This is a genomic window from Sulfitobacter sp. 1A13421, assembly GCF_043557285.1.
GTDB classification, from domain to species: Bacteria; Pseudomonadota; Alphaproteobacteria; order Rhodobacterales; family Rhodobacteraceae; genus Sulfitobacter; species Sulfitobacter faviae.
In genome coordinates this window covers 652,056-677,268 of the sequence record NZ_JBIFFQ010000001.1, presented here as the reverse complement: position 1 = coordinate 677,268, position 25,213 = coordinate 652,056, and the positions used below count along the sequence as shown (strand labels likewise).

The following is a 25,213-nucleotide window of genomic DNA, read 5'->3' as shown; positions in this document are numbered from 1 at the left end:
GCTCAGCCCGGGGGCGCCCGAGAGGTCGCTTAGTCGTCGACCCGCACGGTGAACTCTACCCGGGCAAAGCCGCCGGGAAGGATCGTGCCATGCGTGCTCGATACGTTGGTCGAGGTGACGGTGGCCGTGCTGGTGCCCGGGAACAGGCTTTCAGGGCAGGCGCCGCCACAGTCCGTGATCGCGGTATAGGCCGGGGCCGCGTCCGTGATGATCACATTGTCCGCCGCAGAGGCACCTGTGTTCTCGGCTTCGACCATGTAGCGGATGCACTGGCCGGGCTCGACATCAAGACGTGTCTTGGTGAAGGTGCCCACGGTGCCATCGCAGCCCGCGTCGATGTACTGATACTTGCTCAGTGTGACATCGCCCGAGATGATGACCACGCGGTCTTCGACGGCGTTGTTGGTCTGGTCGATATCGGTCCCGACACCGTTCAACGTGTTGTTGATGGTGATGGTGCCGACTTCGGACACACCTTGGGTGGCTGTCGAAGGCGTCTGCACACGGTAGATCAGCGAGATGCTGTCGCCCGGGGCAAGGCCGTTGACACCCGGCGAGACACCGTCGGTCAGGTCATCGAAGTTGTCGATCACCGGTTCGGACGGATCGATCACGCCGTTGCCGTTCTGATCCCAGAAGATCGCACCGGAGAAGTTGGTCAGACCCGATTGCGTGATCGACGCCTCGGTGATGGCCACGTTCCCTTCGTTCGAGATGGTGTGGAGGATGTCCACGATACCCCCCGGCGAAGCCTGCGCGCTTTGGTCTTCGATGATCTTCACGTCATAGATTTCATTGACCGTGACTTGGTTGACGATCCGGTCACCTTGGCCCGAGACGGAAGAGACGACCGCGACGTCGACCAGCGTGTCACCCGGCAGGGCGCCATCGGCTGGCGTGATCACGGCGCGGATGGCCTGCGATGCGCCTGCGGGGATGGTGCCGGTGTTCGACACGATCGAGCCGTCGGGCAGCTGGAACTCAACCGTCCAGCCTGCGGGCAGGGCCTGATCCAGCGACAGGTTGAAGCTGTCCGAGGTGGGGCCGTTGTTTTCGACCAGCATCTCGAAGACAACCGGTGCGCCCGGGTCTGTCGACTGGGTGACCCATGGGTTGCCACCGTTCGTCGGTGCCGCGCCATCGCCTTCGGAACCGACGACGGCGTTCTCAAGATCGACCGAAGCCGCAAGAACCGCGCCGGTGAATTCGGCGGTCGACACATCGCTGACGCCGGAGTTGTCCGAGGTCGTTGTGATGACGGCGGTGTAGTTGGTGGTGGCTGTCGGTGCGACATCGGTTGGCAATGTGGCGATCAAGGTCACCTTTGCGCTGTCACCGATACCCAAGGGACCGACAGAGCCGACCACCGGTGTGATACCGTCGGCGCCCACAAAGCGGAAGGTGGTGCCAGCCGGGAAGTCGCCATTGGTCACGTCGAGGGTCAGGCTGTCCGGGCTGTTGGAGAGGTTGGTCAGCACGAATTCCTGACGGATCGTGCCGCCCTGATAGACATCACCGGATTCCGTGACGACATCGTTGTTGGCCGCGTCATCGTCGGTGGCCGAGGCAATCGCCGGGTTGGCCGTGCCGTTGGAGTTGATCGCCGTATCGGCAACCGCAACCGCATATTGGTTGTCCACGGTGACAGAGGCGGTGTTCGATGGCGGGAAGGCCACGCCGTCAACGTCCTGGGTCGCCACGTTGGTAATGATGCCCGCGTTGGCGGTATCCGCGATCACGGCACGGAACGTCACCTCACCCGAGCGGCCAGAACCGACAGAGGAGATCAGGAAGTTGACGTTCTGCGCGTCGTCATAGTCCCAAGCGATGGTCTCGCCAGAGCCGTTTGTCGTGTCGACCACGGTGGAGCCGTTGTTATCGTCCAGCGGTGTGGCGGAGTCAGACCAACGGGCCGAGCCGGGCACATAGGTCAGGCGGCCATCAAGCACGTCCTGCACAGAGTAGTTGTTGGCCGCGGCCAGACCGGTGCTGGAGTAGGTCAGCGTGATCGTTACCGTATCGCCTGCGTCGATGATATTGGGGTTGCCGCCCGAAGCCGGGTCCGCGGTCATCGATTTGACCAACTCGACAATCGCGTCGTTGGAGATTGTCAGCGTGTCTGTGTTGGTGCTCAGCACGGTGCCGTCGAGGGTCGAGGCCGCCGTCACGGTGATCGTGTCGGAACCGGTGGCCGTGGAGGCGACGGAGGCTTCGATCACGATGCCGAACTGCTCACCGGGGGCGAGGGTCGGTGTCTCGGTCAGCGGGGTGGCGCTATCGGCCACGCCGTCCATGTTGGCGTCGGGGTAGAAGACCAGCTGCGAGGTGTCGAGCGTGCCGCTGTTGGTCTCAACCGCGGTCAGTGCGAAGGCATCCGGGCCGTTACCATCGTTGGTGATGATGTGCGGCAGGAACGCCTTACCGCCGGGGGCGATGGTTTCGGTGTTGTCGGAGGTCAGGGTGACGCCGGCAACTTGCTGAACGACTGTCTCAACGGTGTTGGAGGTTACCGTGATCGTGTCGCCCGCGGCGTTGGTATAAGTCGCCACGGCTTGGTTGCCGATGACAGAGCCCGCTTCGGGTGCCGCGAAAGCGACAGTGCCGATCACGGCGGTCAGAGCAACGGCGCTTACGGAGCGCAGGAAGGTTGTTTGGTGTTTCACGTTAATATTCCCTAGTTCTATAGTAGTTGGAGAGAGAGTGGAGAGAGAGGCGCCGGGATTAGTTCAGGCGCACGCGGTAGCTGTTGAAGGCGGAATCGCCTGCTTCGAGCGGTTCGGAGAGGGTCCAGCGCACGGCGGCGACAGCCTCTTCAGGAAGCGGCTCTTCGGTCATGTTGCCATCGGCATCGATGACCTTGCGGATGGCGGGAACAGTGGACCATTCCAGCCCTTCCTGTTCGGGGTCCATCTCGGCCTGGACTTCAAAGACCGCGGCGACAGAGGTCACTTCGGCACCCAATGTGATAGAGACGCCCTCAGGGACCGGCGCGGCGATGACGAGCCCTTCCATGGCGCCGTCGGTCATGTTCTGGTGACGCAGCTCATAAGAGATGACCTCGCCCGGGCGGACCGTCTCACGCTCAACGAGGACTTCTTCGCCCTCGGCATTGGTTTCCACCACGCGGAAGGAGAATTCGCTCGTGAGCGCGTCGGCGGCAGCCGCGAAACCCGCGAGCGACAAAGCCGTGCTCGCGATGAGTGTCTTGGACAATTGGGAGATATGGATACGCATCTAGTAGTTCCCTTGTTGGCCGGTGAAGAGCCGGCGATTGCAATGAACGGACACGCTCATTGCGTTGTCCTGTTCTCATCTTCGGGGAACCGGATACCGATATCATCTGAGCGAAGGGTTAACTCGCTGAGCCTGTGGTCAGGCGCTTAGCCGAAAGGATAGGTGGCCCTATCAGGTCGCGCCGCGGCCTATCATTTGGCGCGGAAATGGGGCCGGGCGCGGGCTCCGCAGATGGTTAATTTTGCTGGGAAAAATGGGGCTTCCGAATCTTTGATTCGTCGCGGGCAGCTATAGGCCGAACGCAAAAACGCCCGCACGAGGCGGGCGATTATGGTTTACGCTCAGAGGGAAATCGGGGGGCGCTACAGCACACGCGCTGGGCCGATGCCGGGGGTGGTTCAGGGGTGTGAAACGGGCCTCAAACGAAGCCCGCGTCGCGCGCAATGATCGCCGCATCGGTCCGATTCTTTGCGTCCAGTTTTCGGCAAAGTGTTTTGACATGCAGTTTGATCGTTACTTCCTGCAGATCGAGGTCGCGGGCGATCTCTTTGTTGGACTGCGCGTTCATCAATCCGCGCAGAACTTGGCGCTCCCGCTCGGACAGGGATTTCTCGAAATCCGTTTCTTCGGGATTGTCCTTGCCAGACATGAAGGTGACCGGGGCATAGGTCTCTCCCGCCGCCATGAAACGCACCGCGTTGACCAGTGACTTGGCGGGCAGGGTCTTTGGCAGAAAGCCGATCGCACCCATTTCGAGCGCCTGTTCAGCAATGAGCCGGGTGGCGGTGCCGGAGATCAGCCCGACCGGGCGACCCTCATTGATATCGAGAACGGTTTGCAGACCCTGCAAGCCTTTCATGCCGGGCATCGTATAATCCAGCAGCACCAGGTCGTAGGGCGGCTCTGATTTGATCTTGTCCAGCGCTCCGGCCAGATCGCTTGCCGCTTCGGTGACGGTGGCCCCATCCGCATCAAGGAACATGGCGATGGTCTCTCGGACCATGTCGTGATCATCTGCAATTAAAATACGCAAAGACATAATAGATCTCCTGAAGCCAAAATGGCCGGCGTTCTCTAATTGGTAGAGTGTGCCCGTTCCAAAAGAAAGATGAAAGCCCAAGGGGAAAGGGGGGCAAAGGCATGCGCCGCTATCCTTTGGTATGGCAATGCGGGCCGCGCGGGGACAGGCGCACCTATCCTTTGGTATAGGGGGGATGCGCTTCTGCGCCTTCGCGCCTGTCATTCGGGCAGGGTATGGTCAGGTCACAACGCCAGATAAGGAAATTTGACATGACCTTTCAGTACCTCAGCAAGACCATCACCGCGGCCGCTCTCTCTCTGGGCCTTGCGTCGGCGGTTGCCGCCCAAGACGAAGAGGCCGTGCTCGAAGTGACGCTGGCCGAGGAAACCCATAGCTTCACTCTCTCAGATCTCAAATCAATGCCTGTCTCCAGCTTTGAGACGACGACGATCTGGACCGATGGCACGCAGGCATTCGAAGGCGTGTCGTTGAAAGACCTCTTTGAGACGCTGAACGTCGAAGAAGGCACCATCACCGCGACGGCGATCAATGACTATGCGGTGGAAATCCCCATGTCCGACGCCGTCGAAGACGGGCCGATCATCGCCTACCATACCAATGGCGAGGAGATGTCGCGCCGGGACAAGGGGCCGCTTTGGGTGGTCTACCCCTATGACAGCGACATCGCCTATCAGACGGAACTGGTCTACAGCCGGTCGATCTGGCAGCTTGACCGAATTAGTGTCGAGTAACTGACAATGGCGCAGAGGGCTTGGATGAACGACGCAGGAAAATTCGGGCCCGCGCGCGCAAGAAGCCGACAGGTCTTGATGCTTATCCTAGTGCTGGGGATGAGCATCGCCGCCTATCTGGCCTATAACGTCTGGGACCGGATTCAGGCGCTCGACAGTGCGCAGCAAGACCACGCTGAATGGGTCTTTACGCAGATCGAGATCGAATTCCTCAAGACCGACCGCGCCTTGGCGCAGGCGAAATCCGCCACGCCCGAAGCGTTGGACGAGTTCCGCAAAAGGTTCGACATCTTCTATAGCCGCGTTCTGTTGGCCGAACGGGTGCGCAACAACGCAAAGGCCAAACCGAAGATTCGTGAGTTACGGGCCCTGCTGGACGGGTTCCTGCCCGCGATTGACGGGTCCGACGCCGAACTGATCGCGGCATTGGACGATATCGACGCCATGTTGCGCAGCATCGAAGACGTGCCCCGCGAGATTGCCCTCGCCTCCATCGCCATTGCCAGCGAGCTGTCCCAAAACGAACGCCATGAGATCGTGCGGCTGATCGAGGTGATGGCGGCGATCGTCTTGATCGTCACCCTTGCCTTGGTCGGGGCGGTCTACCGCCTCTCGCGGCAGGCCAGCCGGTTGAACCGCACATCGCAACTGGTCGAAGAAAACCACCTGCGCCTTGCGACCACCCTTCAGGCATCGCTCGACGCGATCGTCGTCATCAATGAGCGGGGGGAGATCGAAGATTTCAACGGCTCCGCCGAAGAGATCTTCGGCATTACCCATGAGGCGGCGAAGGGCAGGGACTATATCAGCCTTTTGATCCCCCCGGCTGACCGTACGATGCACCGCGAGCGGCTTGAAAGGTTCCGCATCACCGGCGAGACGGAGGTCGCCGACAAGGGCCGCCGCGAGTTTGAGATGATCGACCACGCCGGGCGCATTTTCCCGGTCGAGATGTCCGTGTCGCAATCGCCGATGGGGCAGGGGTCGCTCTTTATCGCCTATATTCGGGACATCACCGAAAAGCGCCTCCGCGAGGCCGAGATCATCGCCGCGCGGGATGAAGCCCTTGACGCCTATCAGGAAAAATCGCGTTTCTTCGCCATGATGAGCCACGAAATGCGCACGCCGCTCAATGGTGTGATCTCGGCCCTGCAACTACTGCAAGATGACCGGCTTGATGATGAGCAAAAGCGATACCTTGATGCGGCGATGACCTCGGGTGAGATTTTGTTGGGCCATATCAATGATGTGCTGGCCATTGAGCGCAGTGAGGCGGGAACCTATGAGCAGGTGCGTCAGACCTGTGACATGACCGTGTTGATGGCGGGAATCATCAACACGATGGACCCTCTGGCCGAGGCCGGGGGCACCCGGCTGCACCTTGATCTGACCCAGCTAGACGACAAGGCCATTGTCACAGACCCGCGGGCGATCCAGCAGATTTTGGTGAACCTTTTAAGCAACGCGATCAAGTTCAGCCCCGGCGGCGATGTGACCTTGCGCGGGTGGTTCGCCAAATCCGCCACGGAGGGGGAAGAATTTCACCTTCAGGTCGAAGATGACGGCTCTGGCATTCCGGCGGGGGATATCGACCGCATTTTCGAAGATTTCGTCTCGCTCGACAGCCGGTATGAGCGCCGCACCGGGGGCACCGGTCTGGGGCTTGGAATCGTGCGCCGTCTGGTCAAACGTCTGGGGGGTGAGATCACCTGCGAGTCGACCGTGGGGGAGGGGACATGTTTCACCCTGCGCCTGCCGGTAGAGCTTGCCGATCTGGCCGAGATCGACTGCGATGCGGCCCCCGACCCGCAAAAGCCTGCCGAACCCGCGGCGGCCCAGCGGCTCAACCTTCTGCTGGTGGACGACAATGAGATCAACCGCGAGCTGATCAAGGCGATGCTTGAGAAGATTGGCCATGACGTCACCCTCGCCACCGGCGGGCGCGAGGCGATCGAACTGGCCGGAGATGCGCCCTTCGATGCGATCCTGATGGATATCTCCATGCCCGAGGTGAACGGCATTCAGGCGACCAAGGCGATTCTTTCCGGCGAGGGCCCCAACCGCGAAACACCGATCATCGCCGTGACCGCCCATGCCATGCCGAAAGAACGGGCGGAGTTCAGCGCCGTCGGGATGTCGGGGTTCATGCAAAAGCCGTTGGATATGAAGGTACTACGCGCCAAGCTGCGCGAGCTTTCGGGACGCGCGGTGATGCCGGAGCAGGCTCTGCCCGAGCGTTTGGCCAGCGCCCAGACATCGGTACAGGCGAAATCCGCGAAACGGCCCCTGTTGAACGAACAACAAATCGCAGATCTGCTCGACCTGTTGGGCGCGGAGAAACTGCGCGAGCGGGTGGAAAAGCTCGACCAACAAGTCGCGACCGATCTGCCCGATCTGATGGCAGCCGATGCTCTGCCCGACCTACAGGCCCGCGCCCATGCCATGGCCGGGATGTGCGGCATGCTCGGCGCCGACCGGCTGCACGGCCTGCTCAAAGAGATTGAGACCGCCTGCAAGACCGACAAGGACGAAGAGGCCCGCGCGCTGGCTGAGGCTTTGCCCGCCACCTGCGACGCGACGCTGGCGGCGATGAAGGCGCAGCTTGACCTCTGACAAGTCCGTTGAGCGGGGCGGCGGAAACCTATCCTTAAGACTAGTCCGATTATACCCCGGCCCAGATGCAACGATGCGAGACGCGACCTATAGTTAGTTATGCCCGCCGATAGACGGGTCTGCACGAAGGCGTCATTGACCAGACCAATGACCGCGTCCCAAGCTGGCAACCGGTTCATTTCGACCGTTTCGCCTGAAAATATGCTTCACGACGCGGGCCTTCTCGGGAGCTGCTGCCCGTTCCCCTACCCCAGGGAGCGGCTCCCTGATAGCTTTGCAGCGATGCGCCCCACCGGTTTTCCCCGTCCCTCCCCTCGGGGGGAAGACCGGGGGCGCATTTGGCGATCTGGCCAGAGCTGTTTCACCTATCCGTAAGTATATCGCGCTATCCGCAGCGGCATCTGCTTTGACCGGACGCACCTTCGCATTGGCAACGACAATTCGCGATAAATGTCCGGTAGATATTTGTTCGTATTCTCGCTGGGGGCCTCGTTGCGCGGGTTCTCCGGTTCGGACCGAAAGGTGAATTGTGAAACGTCTCTCTAACCGAAAAGCGCTGCGCGGTGTCTCCCTCGCCGTTTGTGCCACGCTTGCCGTCTCCTCCTCTCCCGCGGATGCCGGGGATTTCTCGATCGATTGGTCCACTTTCGATTGGCCCGCAGGTTTTGCCGGGCCTTTGTTGCGGACTCTGTCGGACCAATATGGTTTCGAGATCGACACGACGGTCGAGATCACCGGCAATCTGCGCCCCTATAGCACTGATGCGCAGGGCAATCCGATCTTCACGCCCGACGATGTGAATGTTCTGGGCGGCGGTGTCGATTCGCTTGTCATCGTGGGCGATGCCGCGCCGAATGCGGGGCGGCGCGGCGATGACCGGATCACCGCCAGCGTCTCGGCCAGTTCCGGCGGCGTCGCGTTTCAGGTCGACAACCTTACCGTCGACATCCTCGACATTGACCCCACCGACAACCACAGCACCGGGGACCGCTGCGATTTCGTGACCGCCTTTGGTGATAACGGCAACCCAAGTATCACCACACTGGGGCCGGCACCCACCGTCGTGGTCGGCCCCGGGCCGGGGTCCGGCGACACCGGCCTGCTGAACGGGAACGAGGCGCAATGTCTTTTCATCGACGGCAGTGCCTTCCTCTCTCCCGGTTCGGGCGATGATACCAATGGGTCGATCCGGCTGAGCTACCCCAATGCGACCTCACGGATTGAGCTTTGGTACGACGAAAGTATTGGCGAGGTCCGCAGCTACTACAATCCGGTGACCCTGCCCTATGATGCGGGGGCGCGGGGGATCGGCATCTTCGCCGATGTGAACTTTACCACCGAACAGACAATCAGCCTTGCACGGTTTACCAGCCCGCTCTCCGCGCTTCAGGGCACGACGGTCACCTTTATCTATGAGGTGACCAATACAGGGGAGCTGCCCTTCAACCCGAACCAAGACGTGGTGATCGAAGACAGTCTTGTCGGCACGGTCACTTGCCCGGCCATCACCGCACCTGTGGCCCCGGGCGGCAAGGTGACCTGTACGGCGGAATATACCGTGACGGCGGCGGATGCCCTGTCGGGCGCGGTCGACAGTACGGCCACGGCGGGGATCGGCGCGATCGGCACGCCTTTCGTGTCGCGCCTGCAGTCCAACCCGCAGAACGCCAGCATCGTCGCCAATGTCTTGTCCACCGACACCGGCCCGCAAACTTGTACCCCGCGTTCGGTTTTCGCGCAGCCGCGCACGCAGCTGGCAGGGGCGGGCAGCGCGGCGGGGCTGACGACCTCGGACATCTTCGTCTTTGATAATGTCACCACCGACATCAATGGCAACGATCTGGATGTCGTGTTCCAAGCGACCCAGATCAGCAACGCCACTGCGGTCAATATCGACGGCTCGCTCGAAGCGCGGATGACACCCGCTGACAACGGCTTCGTCACCTACCGTTTGCGCCTGGTCGAAGACGGCAGCGCCACCCCCTCGAACCCCCAAGGGCGGGCGGTCGAGCAAAGCCGTATCAACGGCGTGATCGTTCAGCAGACGGATGTGGACAGCCGTGGGACATCGGATGACAGTTCGGATGTGGTCGGCCCGCTGCTCGCGCCCGATGGCATTTCCTATTTCCACACCGCCCCGTTCGCCGGTTTTCCCGCCGGGGGGCAGGCGATCACGATGGACCCCGCCAAGGTGGGTGACCCGACCAATTGGACGGAAGAGCCGAACGAGACTGGCTTCGACAACTATGCCACCTATGAATACGGCACCTTCACCGAGGGGGAGTTCATCCACGGCTATACCGGCAGTTCGCTGAACAACGCGCGGCGCGGCTCGTCGATCCGGCTTTGCGCGGTGGCGAATACCTCGGCCAGCGTGGTGGCGGGCGATGATGACTATACCGCGACGCCGCTCAACAGCCTGCTTGGCGGCACGGCGGGAGAGGTCATGTCCAATGACACGATCAACGGGCTGCCTGCCGCGTTCCCCACCGCGACGCTTGCGGTGCTAACCGAAGCCGTACCCCAGAACAGCGGTGATCCGGTCCCCGTGCTGGAAACCCAAGGCGTCGATGCGGGCCGGGTGATCGTCCCGCCGGGGGTGCCCTCGGGCACCTATCTGATCGACTATGAGCTTTGCGACAGCATTGACCCCACGCAATGCGACCGGGCGCAGGTCACGGTCGCGGTCTTTGACGGGCTCGGGGTCGACTTTGGCGATGCGCCGATCTCTTACCTGACCGCCTCGCATGGGGTCAGCGATACGCCGCAGGTCTATCTTGGCGATGTGCCGCCCGATATCGAACTGGTGGCCCAGTCCGATGCCTCGGCCACGGCGGACGACCTGTTGGACAGCGATGACGAAGACGCGGTGGTCTTTCCGGTGATGACCCAAGGGTTGATCAGCACGCTCAACATTCCGGTCAAAGGGGCGGGCTACCTTCAGGCGTGGATCGACTTTAATGGCGACGGGGTCTTCGAAGGGTCTTTTGGTGAGAACATCGCCCGCGACCTGCGTGACGATGGCACAGGCTTTGACGATGTGGCAGGCGACGGCGTGATCCAGATCGACGTGACCGTGCCCAGCGATGCCACCACCTCCACCACCTTTGCGCGGTTCCGCTATTCCTCTGAGGCCGGGCTGCCGGTGGCGAGCTTTGCCGTCGATGGCGAGATCGAGGATTACTCCCTCATCATCGCCGCCGCCGATCTGGTGGACCGGGGCGACGCGCCTGCCAGCTATGGTGAGCCGCGCCATATCATCGTGCCGGACATCTACCTTGGCGGTGGCCTCCCCGATTCCGAGACCGAGAGCATGTTCAGCGCCAATGCCGATGGCGACGACCTCGACGGGATCGACGACGAGGATTCCATTGCCGAGTTCCCGGTGCTTGAGGCGGGCACCATCGTGCCGCTGACCATTCAGACCCATGAGACCCTCAGCGTGCAACTGGCCCTTGGCCTGCCGGTGACCGAAGGCATCACCAATCTTCAGCTCTGGATCGACTTCAACCAGAACAATGTCTTCGACCCGACCGAACAGGTGGCCATCAACTTTCGCGACGGCGGCTTGGGCGATACGGATGGCGCGTTCAACAACCAGATCAGCCTGAACATTCCCGTGCCGGTCGATGTGGGCAATGGCACCACCTATGCCCGCATCCGCTGGTCGACCTCCAGCGCGCTGACGCAAGACCCCTTCAGCGGTCTGAACTTCGATGGGGAGGTTGAGGATTACCTCGTGACTCTCGTCAATCTGTTGCCGCAGGGCCGGATCGGCGGAACGCTTTATGAGGACGCCGACAGTTCCGGCAGCCGCGACGGGGCCGAAGCCACGCTGCCCGCGGGCATCACCGTGACGCTTTTCGACGATGCTGGCACGCCCGGCGACCGGGCCGATGATACGCAGGCGGCGGTGACCGAAACCGATGCGGCGGGGGCCTATTCCTTCAGCAACCTCGACCCGGCACGTGCCTATCTGGTCGAAGTGGATGAGGCCGACCCTGAGATACCGGCGGGCCTCACCCTGACCACTGGAAACCCGATCGCGAGCCTTGCCGTGGATGCGGGCGGCGGCAGCCCGGTGAGTTCTGATTTCGGTTTTGAAACCCTACCGACTGAGGCCGATTTGGCCCTGACCCAAACCATCTTACGCGCGGCGGACGCCAGCCCTGCGACAGAGGCCACGGTGGGAGAGGCGCTCGACCTCGTGCTGACCGTGACCAACACCGGCCCCGGCAGCCCGTCGGATGTGCGGGTGCTCGATCTCATCCCCGAAGGCTTCGCCTATGTCTCGGACGATGCGGCGGCGCAGGGCGATAGCTATGATGCTTCGACCGGTCTGTGGCTGCTCGGCGACGTGCCCTCGGGCAGCAGCCACAGCCTGACCATCCGCGTCACGCTGCAGGGCGAAGGCGCCACGGAAAATCGGGCAGAGATCATCGGCGCGTCGCTTCCTGACCCCGATAGTGATCCCGGCACCGGCTCGTTGGTGGATGACCTCGGCGATGGTTTGGCCGATGATGACGAGGCGCTTGCCCGCGTGGCCAGACGCTCCAACGGTCCGGTGCTTTCGGGCGTGGTGTTCTTTGACATCGGCGCGGGGGCCGACGCCTATGACGGGGCCCAGCAGACTGGCGAGGCGGGCACGGACCGCGCCGTGGTCGAGATTTTGGATGCGGGCGGCGCTTTGCTAGTCACGCCCGATCTGGCGGCGGACGGCACATGGCGCGCGGCCTTGCCTGAGGGGTATAGCGGCGCGGTCACCGTGGTGGCCCAGCCCGGCGCGGGTCTGCTCAACGTGTCCGAGGGCGGCGCGGCCTTGCCCGGCGTGGTGAACGGCGATCCCCATGACGGGCGCTTCACCTTCACCCCCGCGGCGGGCACCGCCTACGCCGGGCTCGACTTCGGCCTCATCGAAGCGGCGCGGCTGAACCAATCGCAGGACAAGACGATCCGGGCCGGACAGGTCTTGGCGCTGCGGCATGAATATATCGCCTCGGCCCCGGGAAGCGTGACCTTCAACGTCGCCGCCGAAGCCTCGGCCCCCGAAGGGGCCTTCTCGACCGCGCTTTACGAGGATACGGATTGCGACGGCACGCCGGACCAAGCGATTACCGGGGCGCTGCCTACCAATGCGGGCGGGCTGATCTGTGTCCTCGCACGGGTCACCGCCTCGGGCGCGGCAACGCAGGGATCGACCTATCGTTTCGATCTGGTCGCCGACACCAACTATGGGTCCAGCGGGCTTGCCCAGCGAAACGTCAACACCGACCGGCTGGTGGTTGAGGCGGCGCAGGGCACGTTGAAACTGACCAAAACCGTCCAGAACGTGACGCGGGGCACGCCCGAGGGGGTCAGCAACGGCGCCGCTGCCGGGGATGTGTTGGAATACCGCATCTATGTCGAAACCGTGGGCACCGTGCCCGCGCGCGACATCGTCGTCTACGACAAGACGCCGCCCTACACGGCTCTGGCCGCGGCGGTGCCCAGCCCGGTCACCCTGGCCGATGGGGTGACCTGCACGCTGGACGCGCCTTTGGCGAATGCGCCGGGCTATGAGGGGGCGTTGCGCTGGTCCTGTACCGGTGCGCTGCAACCGGGCGCGCAGGGCTTCGTCTCCTTCGAGGTCAGCATCCAATAACCACACCCGGGGCCGCTTCGCAGGCGGCCCCGGCGCAGTCCCAACCCATGATCCGATGAACTGACCTGTTGCATCCCCGCCCGCAGCGGCATAACAGGCAATAGTTTACTAAAAGAATCGGATTAAGGGGGCCGCGGTGCTCAGAACGTTGTCATTCATTTTCTTGGCTTTTGGCACAACAGCCGCCATGGCCCAAGACTTTCCCCTCACCGTTGAACACGCCTTCGGCGAGACAACCATCGAAGAGCGTCCCGAGCGGGTCGCCTCGGTCGGTTGGGCCAATCACGAAGTGCCCTTGGCGCTTGGTATCGTGCCGGTCGGTTTCGCCCGTGCCTCTTGGGGGGACGACGATGGCGATGGGCTGCTGCCTTGGGTGATCGAACGGTTGGACGAATTGGACGCCGAGGTTCCTACGCTCTTTGACGAGGGCGATGGTATCGATTTTGAGGCCGTGGCCAGCACCCAGCCCGATGTGATTCTCGCCGCCTATTCCGGCCTGTCGCAGTCGGACTATGAAACGCTTAGCCGCATTGCCCCGGTCGTCGCCTATCCCGAAGCGGCATGGACCACGACATGGCGCGAGATGATCCGCCAGAATGCGGCGGGCCTTGGCATGGCCGAGGAGGGCGACGCGATGGTCGCCGAGATCGAAGAGCGGATCGCCACCGCCCGCGCGGCGCATCCCGAGCTGGCGGGCAAGACCGGGATGTTCGTCACCCACCTCGATCCGCGCGACCTCAGCACCATCGGTTTCTACGCCGCCGCCGACCAGCGGGTGCAGTTCCTGACCGATATCGGCATGGCGACGCCCCAAGCGGTGCGCGAGGCCAGCGAGGCCGGGAAATACTCGGGCCGGGTAAGCGCCGAGCGGATCGACCTGTTTGACGATGTAGACGTTGTGGTGACCTATGGCGATCAGGCGCGCTTGGATGAACTGGCCAAAAACCCGCTGATCGCGCGCTTTCCGGCTGTCGCCCGCGGCTCGGTCGTGCTTTTGGCGAATGACCCGATGGGCACCGCCGCGAACCCGACACCGCTGTCGATCGATTATGTGCTCGATGATTACCTCGCGCGGCTGAGCGCCGCCGCCACGCGCGACGAGTAATGCAGGTGCAGCGCCCCCAACGGCTGGCAGGCCTCGCGCTTTTGCTTGGCCTGCTTCTGCTGATGACCGGCCTGTCGTTGACCGTGGGCGCGCGCGCCGTGCCGTGGGGCGAGATCTGGGCGGGGATGACCGGCCGGATCGAGACCATCGGCGCCGCAGCCGTCGCCGTGCGGATGCCGCGCACGGCGCTGGCCGTTCTGGCGGGCGCGGCGCTTGGCCTCGCAGGCGCGGTGATGCAGGGCATCAGCCGCAACCCGCTGGCCGACCCGGGCATTCTGGGCGTCAACGCGGGTGCCGCACTTTTCGTCGTGGTGGGCATCGCTTGGTTCGACATCAGCGGCGCGCATAGTTTTCTGTGGCTCGGCATCGCCGGGGCCGGGGTGACGGCGGTTTTCGTCTATCTGATTGGCTCCGCCGGGCAGGGCGGAGCGACGCCGCTCAAGCTGACCCTTGCGGGCACCGCGACCTCTGTCGCGGTTTCGGCCTTTATCATCGCGGTGGTGCTGCCACGCAATGACATCGCGGGTTCCGTGCAATCTTGGCAGGTCGGCGGCATCGGCGGCGCGAGCTTTGAGACCCTCTTGCCCGCCTTGCCCTTCGCGCTGGTGGGGCTGGCGCTGAGCCTCGCCTCGGCCCGGGTTCTCAACGCATTGGCCCTGGGCGAAGAACTGGCCACCGGCCTTGGCCAAAGCGTCGCCTTGGGCCGGGTCATGGCGGCGGCGGGGGCGGTGATCCTTTGCGGCACGGCGACGGCGCTTTGCGGGCCGATCGGCTTTGTCGGGCTGGTGGTGCCGCATCTGTGTCGGATGATCGCGGGTGTCGATTACCGGCTGGTGCTGCCGCTCTCGGCCTTGGCGGGGGCCTCCATGCTGGGGCTGTCGGACGTGCTGGGCCGCGTCATCGCCCGCCCGAATGAGTTGGACGTGGGCATCGTCACGGCCTTTGTCGGCGCGCCCTTCTTTATCTGGACGGTACGCAATCACAGGATGCGCGGGCTATGAGCGATGTGACCTTCAGCGCGCCGCGCAGTTTTCGCCCCGCCGCCGCGCGCCGCATTCAGGTGCTGGGCGCACTGGCCGCGCTTGTTTTGGGCCTGATGCTTCTGACGCTGAGCTGCGGGCGCGGCTGCCTGCCGCCGGGTGACGTCTGGGCCGCGCTGACGGGCGCACCGGGCGCGAACGCCTCTTTCGTGGTGGCCGATTTACGTCTGCCGCGCGCAGTCATGGGGCTGCTGGCCGGGGCGAGTTTTGGCTTGGGCGGGGTGGCGTTTCAGATCATGCTGCGCAACCCGCTGGCCAGCCCCGATATCATCGGCATCAGCGCCAGCGCAGGTGCGGCGGCGGTCTTTGCCATCGTTATTCTGGCCCTCGACGGTTGGCTGGTGTCGCTTGTGGCGGTCGTGGCGGGGCTTGGGGTCGCGGCGATGATCTGGGCGCTGTCCTCGCGCCGCGGTGCCGCCGGGGCGCGGCTGATCCTGATCGGCATCGGCGTCTCTGCCATGCTCGACAGTGTGACGGCCTATGTCTTGCTTGAAGCGCCCGCATGGGACCGGGCCGAGGCGATGCGCTGGCTGACCGGCAGCCTTAACGGCATGCAGCTTGTCCAAGCCCTGCCCGTGGCCGGGGCGCTGTTGGTGTTCGGAGGGCTACTGGCCGTTACCGCCCGCGATTTGGAGGTGCTGCGCCTTGGCGATGACACCGCCGAGGCCTTGGGTGTGCGGGCCGACGCCACGCGGCTGCGGGTGACACTGGCCGCCGTCGGCCTTGTGGCCATCGCGACGGCTGCGACCGGGCCGATTGCCTTTGTTGCCTTCCTTGCGGGGCCCATTGCGGCGCGGCTCTTGCCGGGCGCGACCGGGTTGCTGTTGGGGTCCGGGCTGGTCGGCGCTTTGCTGGTCATCGCGGGCGATTTCGTGGGGCAGTTCCTGCTGCCCGCCCGCTTGCCCGTGGGGGTCGTCACCGGCGCGGTCGGCGCGCCCTTCCTTTTGTATCTCATCGTTCGCGCCAATAGAAATGGGGGCACGCTATGACCCACGACCACCGTCTTGAAACGCGCGATCTGGGCGCGGGCTATGAAAAGCGCGTGATTTTGGAGGGGGTAACGCTCACCGTCCCGGCGGGGAAGATCACGGCCATCGTGGGTGGGAACGCCTCGGGCAAGTCGACGCTTTTGCGGACGCTGGCGCGGATTTTGCAGCCCAAGTCCGGCGCGGTTCTGCTGGATGGCGAAGCGGTGCACCAAATGAAATCGCGCAAGCTGGCGCAGGTCATGGGGCTGCTGCCGCAATCGCCCATCGCGCCTGAGGGGATCGCCGTGGCCGATCTTGTGGGGCGTGGGCGGCATCCGCATCAGGGGCTGTTCTCGCGCTGGTCGGCAGAGGATGACCGCGCCGTGGCCCGCGCGCTGGCCGCGACGGGGACCGAGGAGCTGGCCGAGCGCGATCTCGACACCCTGTCGGGCGGTCAACGCCAGCGGGTATGGATCGCCATGGCCTTGGCGCAGGAGACCGATCTGCTGCTGCTGGACGAGCCAACGACCTTTCTGGACGTGGCGCATCAGGTCGAGGTGCTGGACCTGCTGGTCGATCTCAACATGGCGCAAGGCACGACGATCGTCATGGTGCTGCATGATCTGAACCTCGCCGCGCGCTATGCCGATCACCTGATCGCCGTGGGCGATGGGGGCATCCGCGCCGAGGGGCCGCCCGCCGAGGTCCTGACCGAGGAATTGGTGAAAACCGTCTTTGGCCTGTCGTGCCGTATCGTCAACGATCCGGTCTCGCAGACCCCCTGCATGGTGCCGATTGGGCGTCACAAGATCGGGCCGCCACGCAAAGATGCCGCGGCCTGAAAATAACTGACTAATTTGGTCAGATTGACTCTGGTCTCCTCCGTATCATAGGGGTAAGGGAATCCCGACAGATTCACTAGGTTATTACGGAGACCGCCATGTCCTCTTCCAAACTCATCCCCCTGCAACTGGGGCGCGGCTCTCTCAAGACGGCGCTTTTGTGCTGTACGGCGCTGGTGCCGGGCACGCTTTACGCGCAAGAAGCCTACCAGTTGGATGACGTGATCCTCGAAGCCGAAGCGCAGACTTCGGGCGCGGCGGATGCCGAAACGGTTGTCGCCAGCGAGATCAGCAGCGGCGGCAAACTGTCGGGTGAGATCATCGACATCCCGGCCAGCATCTCGGTCATCACCAGCCGCGAGATCGAAGCCCGCGGCGCGGATAGCGTGGAGCAGGTGTTGAACTACACCGCCGGTGCCAGCACCGACAGCTATGGCGCGGATGACCGGTTCGACTATTTCATCCTGCGCGGGTTCGAAGCCTATACCTACCGCGATGGGCTGACATTGGGCGCGAACTTCGGATCGGTCCGCGAAGAGCCTTTCGCCTATGAGCGGGTCGAAGTGATCCGGGGCGCGTCGTCTTCGACCTTTGGCCTTTCCGATCCCGGCGGCTCGGTCAACTATGTCAGCAAACGCCCCCGTGACGAACGTTTTGGCAGTGTCTACACCTCGGTCGACTCCTATGGTAGCTTGGAAACCGGTGTGGATTTCGGCGACAAGCTGGATGAGGAAGGCACGCTCAGCTACCGTTTCACCGGCCTGCTGCGCAATGGCGAGCTTGAGTATCCCTATTCCGAGAACGATGAGATTTTCGCGATGGGTGGCCTGACATGGCGCCCCTCCGATGCGTCGGAACTGACCGTGATCGTCGACCACCTCAACCGCGATTCCGTGCCCGGCAGCGGCGGTTTCCCGGCGGGCGGCGATTTTGACCGCAGCGATGTGTTCTACGGTGAGCCTGACTACAACTACCGCGGCACCGAGCGGACGACCGTCTCTGTTCTGGGCGCGCATGACTTCGGCAACGGGCTGAGCTTTGGCGGCACCCTGCGCTACAGCGACAGCGCCGATGACTTCGGCTATGCCTATGTCAGCGATGGAACCCCGAATGACAGCACGGTGGACCGCGCCTTTTTTGCCAGCGATGGCACGAGCGAGAGCATGATCTCCGATCTGCATCTGACCTATGAGGGGTTCCTCGGCGGGGCGTCCAGCACCACCACGGCGGGTGTCGAATTCTCGTGGTCCGACGAATCCGATCAGCGCTTCTACGGCGCGGCGCCTTCGGTTGACCGCGATAACCCGACCTATACGGGCCGTCCGACCAGCGTGCCGATGTTTGCCGATCTTGACACCGAGACGGAGGGCAAGGCGATCTACGCTCAGCAAGAGCTGAACTGGAACGAGCGTTTCATCGCCTCCTTCGGGCTGCGGCACGACTGGATCGACGTGACTGAGACCAACAACCTTGCCGGCACGGTGCAGACCAACGACATCAGCGAGACGACAGGCCGCTTGGGTCTGACCTATAAGATCAAACCCAACCTCTCGGTCTTTGGGAACTACGCGCAGTCGGTCGTGCCCGCAGGCTTTGGCGTCGAGCCGGAAGAGGGCGAGCAGTTCGAACTGGGCACCAAATGGCAGCCCATGGGGACCAACGCGCTGTTGACGGCGTCGGTCTATGACCTGTCGAAAAGCAACATCACCCGCACCAACCCGGCGACTAACCTGCCGGAAACCATTGGTGAGATCGGCGTGCGTGGTATCGATCTGGAAGCCAAGGCCGAGATGGGCGCCTATACCTTCACCGCCGCCTACAGCTATCTGGATGCCGAGATCAAAGAGAACGGCACCTCTGGCAACGTCGGCAACCGCCCCGGTCTGGTGCCTGAAAACGTCGCTTCGATCTGGGCCAGCCGGACTTGGGAAAACCTTGGCCGCGGTGATCTGACCGTCGGTTTGGGCGCACGGTTCAACAGCGGCTACTACTACAGCGACAGCAACGCCACAGGCGAGACGGGCAGCTTTGTCGTGGTGGATGCCGCGGTAAGCTATGACCTGTCCGAGCAGACTACCCTGTCGGCCAATGTCACCAACCTGTTCGACGAAAAGCACACCTCCTTCGGCGGCTCTTACGCTGACTTCTACAGCCCCGGCCGTGAAGTCACTGTGAAGCTGGCCCATAGCTGGTGAGCCTAGAGCGCGGCACTCCCCTCGTGTGCCGCGCTTTCTTTTGACCGGGAGGAGCCACGGATGACCATCGCCAAAGCCAAGACCACCATCCCCATGGACGCCCCGCAGGAGATGCTGTCGCAAATCCTGTCGCATCTTGTCGATGATCACGGCATGGCGTTTCGCGCCAAGGGGCCGACGGGTCATGTGTTTGAGCAAGACGGCTACCGGGTGGAGTTCGATCTTTGCCCGCGTGGGCTGGAGGTCAGCCTGCAAGCTCCCGGCGAAAACGCCATGCAATTCTCGAAAGAGGGCATGGTCCATCATGTGGCGGAGTTTGACCCCGCGCTGGCCGATCGCATCCGCTGGCAGGGAGTGGCGCAACAGGCCGGAGAGACGCCGCAGAACTTCCGCTTGTTGGAGGTGCTGAACAGCGAAATCCTCTTCGAAGGGATGCAGCGCGTCACCCTGCATTACCCGGATATTGCCGAGCTTGCCCCGCAGGGCATCCATCTGCGCCTGATCCTGCCGCGCGATGCCAGCCGCACGCCGGTCTGGCCGGTGATGGGCGCCAATGGGGCGCCGGTTTGGCCCAAGGGTGCGGATGAGTTGCACGCCCGCTATGTCACCCTCAAGAACATCCGCCCCGAGCGCGAAGAGGTCGATATCGACGTGGTTCGGCACGGCTCCGGCCTGATCTCGCAATGGGCGCAGAACGCCCATGCGGGGCAGCGGATCGGCGCAATGGGGCCGGTGGGCATCAGCGCTTTGCCCGAAGCCTCTTCCTATTTCCTCGCCGCCGATGGCACGGGGCTGCCCGCCGTGGCGCAGCTTTTGGCGCGTCTGCCGGAGGATGCGGTGGGCGATGTGGTGGCGGCCCTGCCGCCCGGCGTGTCGTATCGCGACTACCTGCCCAAGACCAAGCTGCGCGTCCATGCCCTGCCGCCCGCCACCTTCGAAGCCGAAGTGCTTGGCCATGCGCAGGCGCTGACGGATGACGGTTTGGGCTATGCCTTTTTCGCCGGAGAGTTCCAGAACGCGCAGCAATTGCGCGGGCATTTCAAAACCCATCTCGGCATGGATAAAACCCGCCAGATTTGTACCGCCTACTGGCGGCGGGGCTAAGCGCGGCCTAGCGCCACGGCCCCGCGTCGCGGCGTCTGCCGGTTTTCGGGATGCGGCTGCTGCTGGTTGGGCGGGCGCTCTGTGTTCGCACTGGCGCGGCGTCAGGTGTCATCGCACGCAGGGCCGCGATGCGGTTCTCCGTCGCCGGGTGCGTGGCGAAAAGATTGTCGTGTTTATGCGCGTGTAGCGGGTTGATGATGAACATATGCGCCGTGGCCGGATTGCGCTCTGCCGCGTGATTGTCGATCCGCGCAGCCCCCATGGCGATCTTATCAAGCGCGGAGGCGAGCCAGAGCGGGTGGCCGCAGATCTCGGCCCCGGCCTTATCGGCGGCATATTCCCGCGTTCGGCTGATCGCCATCTGCACCAGCGCCGCGGCCATGGGGGCGAGGAACATCATCATCAACGTCCCGATCATCCCCATCCGCTCACGCGCGCCGCCGAAGAATAGCGCGAAATTCGCCAGCATCGAAATCGCACCGGCGAAAGTCGCGGTCACGGTCATGATCGCCGTGTCGTGGTTGCGGATATGCGCCAGCTCATGGGCGATGACGCCCGCCAGTTCCTCGCGGCTGAGGCTTTGCATCAGCCCTTTCGTTACCGCCACGGCGGCATTGGCCGGATTGCGCCCGGTGGCGAAGGCGTTGGGCTGGGGCGTGTCGATCAGATAGACCTTCGGCTCGGGCAGGCCCGCATTCCGCGCAAGCTCTGCCGTCATGGCGTAGAGCCCCGCGCGGTCCCCCGGCGAGACGGGCTGCGCATTGTGCATCTTGAGCACCATGCGGTCGGAGTTCCACCAAGTGAAGGCGTTCATCCCCGCCGCCACCACCAGCGCGATCAGCGCGCCGCCCGATCCGCCGATCAGATAGCCGACCCCCATGAAAAGCGCGGTCATCGCCGCCATCAGCATCGCTGTCTTCACATAGCCCATCTTGGTCTCTCGCGGTTGTCCTTTGCAAAGAGATATGGGGCAGCTTCCGCGTCGTGCAAGGTAGGCGGGGGAGGGGGGCACGGTTCCCCCCGCCGGATGTTATGCGGGGATACGGGGGCTGAGAGGCCATCACGCAGGCGACGCCCCCCCCCCGGATACTCCGCCACTACTGACTGGCCATCCCCGCCAGCATCGCCCCCATGGCAACGAGGTGAACCAGCGTGATCGCCCGGTCATTCCAAAGCAGCCCGACGATCAGCCAGCCCAGAACCCCCACCACGAAGAGGTAGAGGTTCCACGGCGTCCAGCCGAAACCTGTGGCGGCATAGCCGAGGATCTGGATCACCGAGGCGATCCATTTGACCAAAAAGGCCAGCCGCTGCGGCGTGGCGGGCGCAAGCACTTCAGACGCCACGGGTAAGCCCGCCGTCGATGCGCCAGTTCTGCCCGGTGACATAGGCCCCGCCCTCGGAAGCGAGCCAGCCGATCAGCGATGACACCTCGGCCTCGGTGCCGTAGCGCCCCATGGGAATGCGCACGCGCCGGTCCTCAGTCTCGGGCAGGCTGTCGATAAAGCCGGGCAAGATGTTGTTCATGCGGATGTTCTGGCCCGCATATTGATCGGCGTAGAGTTTGGCGAAACCCGCCAGCCCGGCGCGGAAGACGCCCGAGGTGGGAAAGAGCGGGTCCGGCTCGAAGGTGGCGAAGGTTGAGATATTGATGATCGCACCGCCGCCCTGCGCCGCCATGATCGGCGTCACCAAACGGGTGGGGCGGATCACGTTCATCAGATAGACGTCCATCCCATCGTGCCAATCTGCGTCGCTCATTTCCAGAATGTCGCCCTTCGGCCCATGCCCGGCGGAGTTCACCAGCACATCGACGCGGCCCCAACGGTCCATCGCGCCATCCACCAGCCGCGCCAGCGCGTCTGGCGATTGGTTCGAGCCGGTGATGCCAAAGCCGCCAAGTTCGGCGCCGAGCGCCTCTCCCTTGCCGGAAGAAGACAGGACGCCGACCTTAAAGCCGTCTGCCGCCAGTTTGCGGGCCGCGCCCGCGCCCATGCCGCTGCCGCCTGCGGTGATAAGGGCTACTTTTTCTGCTGTCATCGGATATGCTCCATATACTAGGCAGCGATTATGCTGCGGGGATATGACGTGTCATTTAGGCGCTGTGATCCCATGCAGCCAGCCAGATGCTTTGTCCTGTGACTGTAGGAAATCTATTGTGCCGAATGAGATGCCCCTGCCGCCTTTGAACGGGCTTCGTGCCTTTGCCGCCGCGGGGCGTCACCTGAATTTCCGGGCCGCGGCGGATGAGTTGGGCGTGACTCAAGGCGCGGTTGCCCAGCAGGTGCGCGGGCTGGAGGATCATCTGGGGCTGCGTCTGTTCCTGCGCGAGCCGCGGGGGCTGGCCTTTACCGACGAGGGGCGCGCCTATCATCTGTCGGTATCGCGTGCTTTCGAACAATTGGCGGAGGCGACGGATGCCCTGCGCCACGCGCCCGCGCGGGTGACGATCAGCGTGACACCGACCTTCGCATCCAAATGGCTGATCCCCCGGCTTTCGGATTTCACCCAAGCCCATCCCGGCATTGATCTGCGCATCACGGCGACAGAGCGGGTGGCGAGTTTTCATGCCGATGGGATCGACCTTGCCGTGCGGCAGGCGCGGCCGCCCTTTGGGGCGAGCCTGAGGGCGAACCTGCTTTTCACGCAGGAGGTGGTGGCGGTGTGCTCTCCGGCGCTGCTTGCGGGGGAGGGGGCGGTCGATGCCGCCACACTGGCGCGCATGACCCTGCTTCACGATACCCATGACCTCTGGCCGCGCTTTGCCGAAGAGGCTTTTGGCGGCAGCGTCAAACCGGCCCGCGCGCTGCGGTTCAATCAAACGACGCTGAGCCTCGATGCTGCTTTGGCGGGCCAGGGGGTGGCGCTGGCAAGCCGCTTTCTGGTGCAGCGCGATCTTGAGGCGGGGCGGCTGCTGCGCCCGGTGCCGCATGTGATGGAAGGCGGGCTGGATTTCTACCTGCTTTCGCCCCGGCAGGGGGTGTCGAGCGCGGCGATCATCGTGCGCGATTGGCTCTGTGCGGTGGCCAAAGGCGAGGCGGGTTAATCCTGCGCGCGGGCTTTCAGCCGCAGGAAACTGTCCTCTCCGGCCAGAACGTAGCGCAGCAGCAAAAGCTCCACCTTGGCCGCATCGCGGGCGGTAAAGGCGCGCAGCATGTCGCGGTGCAACTCCACGAGGGTTTCATGCGCGACGGCGTCGCGCAGCGTGGCCATGCGAACGGCCTGAATTTGGGCCATGTAGCGCAGGATCGTGTCGCGCAACTCGATGTTGGGCACCGCCATGATCCAAGTGCGGCGGATGTCTTCGGAGGCGGCATAGAGGCTTTCGATATCGCCGGTTTCCAACGTGCGCTCGGATTGTTCCACCGCGCGGGTCAGGGTGGCGATGTCCTCATCGGTCAGCTGATTGGTGGCCAGCGCCGCGGCGCGCGGTTCCAGCAGGCGGCGCAACTCGAAAATCTCGCAAATCTGGCGCATCGACAGGTTGGGCAGGGTGAAGCCCCGTGTCGTGCTGTCGAGGTAGCCTTCATGCGACAGGCGCATCAGCGCATCGCGCACCGGCATCCGCGAGACGTTGAACTCTTCGGCGACGGCGGTGTCGACAAAGCGGTCGCCATGGCTGATCTCGCCCCGCTGAATTCGCCCGAGGAAGATGTCGTAAATCTGATCTTTCATGTGGCGCTTGGCTGAGCGGGGCATTCCGACCTCTCCGAAAAGTATGCGATTGCGGGCCGAGCATGCGCAAGAAATATGCTTATGGCTAGGTATAAGTTTGCATACTTGCAAAATTCAATTGAATTCGTATACGAAAACTGGCAGCCAATAGGGGGAAAGCTTGCCGCGCTGCGCGGGGGTGTTCACAGGGAGCAAAACATGAATCTGAAAAATAATCTGATCGTTGGCCTCACCGTCGCGGCGCTGACGACACTGTCGGGCGTCTCTGCCATGGCGCAGGACGTGCTGAAAATCGGCTCTTACCCGGCGAACCCGCCGTGGGAGTTCAAGAACGAAGCGGGTGCCTTCGAGGGGTTCGAGGTCGACATCATCAATGAGGTCGCGGCCCGGCTTGGCAAGACGACCGAAATCAGCGGCTACGACTTCCGCGCGCTTTTCGTGGCCACTGCCTCGGGCCGGGTCGATGCGGTGATTTCCTCGCTCACCATCACCGATGAACGGCTTGAGGCGCAGTCTTTCACGCAGCCCTATTTTTCGGGCGCATTGGGGGTCGGGACCAAGACCGACGCCGGGATTGCCGATCTCGACGGGCTGGAGGGCAAACGCATCGGTTCCATAGCCACCTCTTTCCCAGAGAACTGGTTGAAAGAGCGGGAGGATGAGCTCGGCTATAAATCCTATTCCAGCTATGACACCACCGCCAATATGCTGACCGATCTGCGCAGTAGCCGGATCGATGCCGCGGTGAATGATATCGTCAGCCTGCGCTACGCCTTTGCCCAGCCGACGATGCAGGGCTTGCAGGTCGCGGTCGAGATTCCGACGGGCGATAAATTCGCGATCATGATGCCCAAGGGCTCTGAGCATCTGGAGGCGGTCAACGATGCGATCTCTTCGATGAAAGAGGACGGCACCATGGCGGCGCTCTATGAGAAATGGCTCGGCGTGGCCCCTGCCGAAGGCAGCCTTGCGGTTACCCCGCTGCCGGTGCCCACCTCGGCTGACTGATACCTTTGGGCCGCA

At 63.4% G+C, this 25,213-nt stretch carries 18 protein-coding genes; 11 read left to right on the top strand and 7 right to left on the bottom strand.

All coding sequences use genetic code 11. The features are described 5' to 3' along the window. Nucleotides 1-29 precede the first annotated feature (29 nt). The 3 genes from ACGYLI_RS03325 to ACGYLI_RS03315 all read right to left on the bottom strand — a co-directional run bounded on the left by ACGYLI_RS03325 (nucleotide 30) and on the right by ACGYLI_RS03315 (nucleotide 4,273). Entirely contained in the window at nucleotides 30-2,663 is a 2,634-nt protein-coding gene (locus ACGYLI_RS03325) for a beta strand repeat-containing protein (RefSeq protein WP_394410674.1), read from the bottom strand. A 58-nt stretch (nucleotides 2,664-2,721) separates the two neighbouring features. After that, a complete protein-coding gene (locus ACGYLI_RS03320; RefSeq protein WP_394417046.1) occupies nucleotides 2,722-3,234 on the bottom strand; it encodes a hypothetical protein in 513 nt (170 codons plus the stop codon). Between the two features lie 418 nt (nucleotides 3,235-3,652). Further along, on the bottom strand, nucleotides 3,653-4,273 hold the full coding sequence (locus tag ACGYLI_RS03315) for a response regulator transcription factor (RefSeq protein ID WP_067267389.1): 621 nt from the start codon (nucleotides 4,271-4,273) through the stop codon (nucleotides 3,653-3,655). A gap of 251 nt (nucleotides 4,274-4,524) precedes the next feature. On the opposite strand from ACGYLI_RS03315, the gene ACGYLI_RS03310 reads away from it, so the two are divergent. The 9 genes from ACGYLI_RS03310 (at nucleotide 4,525) to ACGYLI_RS03270 (ending at nucleotide 20,515) form a co-directional block, all read left to right on the top strand. Next, on the top strand, nucleotides 4,525-5,007 hold the full coding sequence (locus ACGYLI_RS03310; RefSeq protein WP_209218349.1) for a molybdopterin-dependent oxidoreductase: 483 nt from the start codon (nucleotides 4,525-4,527) through the stop codon (nucleotides 5,005-5,007). 78 nt (nucleotides 5,008-5,085) lie between these two features. After that, entirely contained in the window at nucleotides 5,086-7,620 is a 2,535-nt protein-coding gene (locus tag ACGYLI_RS03305) for an ATP-binding protein (RefSeq protein ID WP_394417144.1), read from the top strand. Between the two features lie 529 nt (nucleotides 7,621-8,149). Then, nucleotides 8,150-13,261 (top strand): GEVED domain-containing protein, encoded by a 5,112-nt coding sequence (locus ACGYLI_RS03300; RefSeq protein WP_394417044.1) that lies wholly within the window; start codon nucleotides 8,150-8,152, stop codon nucleotides 13,259-13,261. A gap of 187 nt (nucleotides 13,262-13,448) precedes the next feature. After that, on the top strand, nucleotides 13,449-14,366 hold the full coding sequence (locus ACGYLI_RS03295; RefSeq protein WP_394417042.1) for an iron-siderophore ABC transporter substrate-binding protein: 918 nt from the start codon (nucleotides 13,449-13,451) through the stop codon (nucleotides 14,364-14,366). Further along, complete coding sequence (locus tag ACGYLI_RS03290) at nucleotides 14,366-15,367, top strand: FecCD family ABC transporter permease (RefSeq protein WP_394417040.1); 1,002 nt, start codon at nucleotides 14,366-14,368, stop codon at nucleotides 15,365-15,367. The genes ACGYLI_RS03295 and ACGYLI_RS03290 overlap by 1 nt, the downstream gene beginning before the upstream one ends. Beyond that, complete coding sequence (locus ACGYLI_RS03285; RefSeq protein WP_394417038.1) at nucleotides 15,364-16,395, top strand: FecCD family ABC transporter permease; 1,032 nt, start codon at nucleotides 15,364-15,366, stop codon at nucleotides 16,393-16,395. Before ACGYLI_RS03290 ends, ACGYLI_RS03285 begins: the two co-directional genes overlap by 4 nt. Continuing rightward, nucleotides 16,392-17,216 carry an ABC transporter ATP-binding protein gene (locus tag ACGYLI_RS03280; protein ID WP_394417036.1) on the top strand — a complete coding sequence of 275 codons (825 nt, stop codon included), beginning with the start codon at nucleotides 16,392-16,394 and terminating at the stop codon, nucleotides 17,214-17,216. Before ACGYLI_RS03285 ends, ACGYLI_RS03280 begins: the two co-directional genes overlap by 4 nt. Nucleotides 17,217-17,314: 98 nt before the next feature. Further along, nucleotides 17,315-19,411: a TonB-dependent siderophore receptor gene (locus ACGYLI_RS03275; protein WP_394417034.1), complete on the top strand. Its 2,097-nt coding sequence runs from the start codon at nucleotides 17,315-17,317 to the stop codon at nucleotides 19,409-19,411. Between the two features lie 60 nt (nucleotides 19,412-19,471). Then, complete coding sequence (locus ACGYLI_RS03270; protein ID WP_394417032.1) at nucleotides 19,472-20,515, top strand: siderophore-interacting protein; 1,044 nt, start codon at nucleotides 19,472-19,474, stop codon at nucleotides 20,513-20,515. A 7-nt stretch (nucleotides 20,516-20,522) separates the two neighbouring features. On the opposite strand, the gene htpX is transcribed toward ACGYLI_RS03270, so the two are convergent. The 3 genes from htpX to ACGYLI_RS03255 all read right to left on the bottom strand — a co-directional run bounded on the left by htpX (nucleotide 20,523) and on the right by ACGYLI_RS03255 (nucleotide 22,555). Further along, nucleotides 20,523-21,446, bottom strand: coding sequence for a zinc metalloprotease HtpX (gene htpX / locus ACGYLI_RS03265; RefSeq protein WP_394417030.1), 924 nt, complete (start codon nucleotides 21,444-21,446; stop codon nucleotides 20,523-20,525). Between the two features lie 166 nt (nucleotides 21,447-21,612). After that, complete coding sequence (locus ACGYLI_RS03260) at nucleotides 21,613-21,861, bottom strand: DUF6552 family protein (protein WP_394417028.1); 249 nt, start codon at nucleotides 21,859-21,861, stop codon at nucleotides 21,613-21,615. Next, complete coding sequence (locus ACGYLI_RS03255) at nucleotides 21,851-22,555, bottom strand: SDR family oxidoreductase (RefSeq protein WP_394417026.1); 705 nt, start codon at nucleotides 22,553-22,555, stop codon at nucleotides 21,851-21,853. The genes ACGYLI_RS03260 and ACGYLI_RS03255 overlap by 11 nt, the downstream gene beginning before the upstream one ends. 130 nt (nucleotides 22,556-22,685) lie before the next feature. Between ACGYLI_RS03255 and ACGYLI_RS03250 the strand changes: the two genes are divergently transcribed. Further along, nucleotides 22,686-23,561 carry a LysR substrate-binding domain-containing protein gene (locus tag ACGYLI_RS03250; protein ID WP_394417142.1) on the top strand — a complete coding sequence of 292 codons (876 nt, stop codon included), beginning with the start codon at nucleotides 22,686-22,688 and terminating at the stop codon, nucleotides 23,559-23,561. On the opposite strand, the gene ACGYLI_RS03245 is transcribed toward ACGYLI_RS03250, so the two are convergent. Further along, a complete protein-coding gene (locus tag ACGYLI_RS03245) occupies nucleotides 23,558-24,190 on the bottom strand; it encodes a GntR family transcriptional regulator (RefSeq protein ID WP_276155682.1) in 633 nt (210 codons plus the stop codon). The two genes, ACGYLI_RS03250 and ACGYLI_RS03245, sit on opposite strands and share 4 nt — an antisense overlap. Nucleotides 24,191-24,388: 198 nt before the next feature. On the opposite strand from ACGYLI_RS03245, the gene ACGYLI_RS03240 reads away from it, so the two are divergent. Beyond that, nucleotides 24,389-25,198 (top strand): ABC transporter substrate-binding protein, encoded by an 810-nt coding sequence (locus tag ACGYLI_RS03240; RefSeq protein WP_394417024.1) that lies wholly within the window; start codon nucleotides 24,389-24,391, stop codon nucleotides 25,196-25,198. Nucleotides 25,199-25,213 lie beyond the last annotated feature (15 nt).